We start from the raw sequence: 3,175 nt of genomic DNA, 5'->3' as shown, positions 1-3,175 counted from the left end.
CATGGGAACAGGTGTATCCTTCAGGCTATCGCCACCACACTATTGAGAACTGGTGCTCTCAAAACTAGCTAATATCAATTTTCTTACCGATGAACACCACTTACGTGGTTAAGTCCTCGACCGATTAGTATTAGTCCGCTCCGTACATCGCTGCACTTCCACTTCTAACCTATCTACCTGATCATCTCTCAGGGGTCTTACTTCCATAAAGGAATGGGAAATCTCATCTTGAGGCGAGTTTCACACTTAGATGCTTTCAGCGTTTATCTCATCCATACATAGCTACTCAGCAATGCGCCTGGCGGCACAACTGATACACCAGCGGTATGTCCATTCCGGTCCTCTCGTACTAGGAACAGCTCCTCTCAAATTTCCTACGCCCGCGACGGATAGGGACCGAACTGTCTCACGACGTTCTGAACCCAGCTCGCGTACCGCTTTAATGGGCGAACAGCCCAACCCTTGGGACCGACTACAGCCCCAGGATGCGATGAGCCGACATCGAGGTGCCAAACCTCCGTCGATGTGGACTCTTGGGGGAGATAAGCCTGTTATCCCCAGGGTAGCTTTTATCCGTTGAGCGACGGCCCTTCCATACGGTACCGCCGGATCACTAAGCCCGACTTTCGTCCCTGCTCGACCTGTCTGTCTCGCAGTCAAGCTCCCTTCTGCCTTTACACTCTACGAATGATTTCCAACCATTCTGAGGGAACCTTTGGGCGCCTCCGTTACTTTTTAGGAGGCGACCGCCCCAGTCAAACTACCCACCTGACACTGTCTCCCACCACGCTAAGTGGTGCGGGTTAGAGTGTTCACACAACAAGGGTCGTATCCCACCAGCGCCTCTATCGAAACTAGCGTTCCGATTTCTACGGCTCCGACCTATCCTGTACAAGTTGTGTCAACACCCAATATCAAGCTATAGTAAAGCTCCATGGGGTCTTTCCGTCCTGTCGCGGGTAACCTGCATCTTCACAGGTAATATAATTTCACCGAGTCTCTCGTTGAGACAGTGCCAGATCGTTACGCCTTTCGTGCGGGTCGGAACTTACCCGACAAGGAATTTCGCTACCTTAGGACCGTTATAGTTACGGCCGCCGTTTACTGGGGCTTCATTTTTGGGCTTCGCCGAAGCTAACTCATCCACTTAACCTTCCAGCACCGGGCAGGCGTCAGCCCTATACGTCATCTTACGATTTTGCAGAAACCTGTGTTTTTGATAAACAGTCGCCTGGGCCTCTTCACTGCGGCTGCACTGACGTGCAGCACCCCTTCTCCCGAAGTTACGGGGTCATTTTGCCGAGTTCCTTAACGAGAGTTCACTCGCTCACCTTAGGATTCTCTCCTCGACTACCTGTGTCGGTTTGCGGTACGGGTAGTAAGATACTCACTAGAAGCTTTTCTCGGCAGTGTGACATCGGCCACTTCCCTACTTAAATTCGGTCCTCATCACAGCTTGTCTACCCGGTTAAAAGCATTTAACTGATAACCAGACTTACTGCTTGAACGCACATTTCCAATCGTGCGCACGGCTTAGCCTCCTGCGTCCCTCCATCGCTCAAACATATCTTACTAGTACAGGAATATCAACCTGTTGGCCATCGTCTACGCCTCTCGGCCTCGACTTAGGTCCCGACTAACCCTGGGAGGACGAGCCTTCCCCAGGAAACCTTAGTCATTCGGTGGATCAGATTCTCACTGATCTTTCGCTACTCATACCGGCATTCTCACTTCTAAGCGCTCCACTAGTCCTTACGATCTAGCTTCACCGCCCTTAGAACGCTCTCCTATCACTCGACCTAATGGTCGAATCCACAATTTCGGTGGTATCCTTAGCCCCGGTACATTTTCGGCGCAGAATCACTCGGCTAGTGAGCTATTACGCACTCTTTAAATGGTGGCTGCTTCTGAGCCAACATCCTAGCTGTCTATGCAACTCCACCGCCTTTTCCACTTAGGATACACTTAGGGACCTTAATTGGTGGTCTGGGCTGTTCCCCTTTCGACAATGGATCTTATCACTCACTGTCTGACTCCCGGATATAAATCAGTGGCATTCGGAGTTTATCTGAATTCAGTAACCCATGACGGGCCCCTAGTCCAAACAGTGCTCTACCTCCACGATTCTCTTTCCGAGGCTAGCCCTAAAGCTATTTCGGAGAGAACCAGCTATCTCCAAGTTCGTTTGGAATTTCACCGCTACCCACACCTCATCCCAGCACTTTTCAACGTACACGGGTTCGGGCCTCCAGTGCGTTTTACCGCACCTTCACCCTGGACATGGGTAGGTCACCTGGTTTCGGGTTTACATCAACATACTGAAACGCCCGTTTCAGACTCGCTTTCGCTACGGCTCCGACTTTTCATCTTAACCTTGCATGTTAACGTAACTCGCCGGTTCATTCTACAAAAGGCACGCTGTCACCCATTAACGGGCTCCAACTAATTGTAGGCACATGGTTTCAGGAACTATTTCACTCCCCTTCCGGGGTGCTTTTCACCTTTCCCTCACGGTACTGGTTCACTATCGGTCACTAGGGAGTATTTAGCCTTGGGAGATGGTCCTCCCGGATTCCGACCAGGTTTCACGTGTCTGGCCGTACTCAGGATCCTGAACTGAGGGCAATTGATTTCGTCTACGGGGCTATCACCCGCTCTGGCCGGTCTTCCCAAACCGTTCAACTATCAACTGCTTTGGTAACTCAAATGTTCAGTCCTACAACCCCAAGAAGCAAGCTTCTTGGTTTGGGCTGTTCCCACTTCGCTCGCCGCTACTATGGGAATCGCTATTGCTTTCTCTTCCTGTGGGTACTTAGATGTTTCAGTTCCCCACGTCTGCCAATCTTTAGCTATATATTCACTAAAGATTAATCATCGACTAAGATGATTGGGTTTCCCCATTCGGAAATCTCCGGATCAAAGCTTACGTACAGCTCCCCGAAGCATATCGGTGTTAGTCCCGTCCTTCATCGGCTCCTAGTGCCAAGGCATCCACCATGCGCCCTTTATAACTTAACCTCATCACTAACGTGATTGGCTAATTGAGTATTACGCGAAGTAAATAAACTTTACTAATAAAAAACTCAAAAATACGCGGTGTTCTCGGCTTAATTAATGAAATTATTAATTAATATAAAAGAAAATTGATATTATCTAGTTTTCAAAGAACCAATTC

The 3,175-nt window shown here is 49.4% G+C and carries 1 rRNA gene; it reads right to left on the bottom strand.

The window, feature by feature from the left end:
* Positions 1 to 104: 104 nt before the first annotated feature.
* Positions 105 to 3,018: ribosomal RNA gene (locus JCM2765_RS16325) — 23S ribosomal RNA — on the bottom strand.
* Positions 3,019 to 3,175: the final 157 nt, after the last annotated feature.

It is taken from the genome of Secundilactobacillus similis DSM 23365 = JCM 2765 (genome assembly GCF_001311075.1).
Classification (GTDB): domain Bacteria; phylum Bacillota; class Bacilli; order Lactobacillales; family Lactobacillaceae; genus Secundilactobacillus; species Secundilactobacillus similis.
This window is presented reverse-complemented; position numbering and strand designations above follow the sequence as displayed.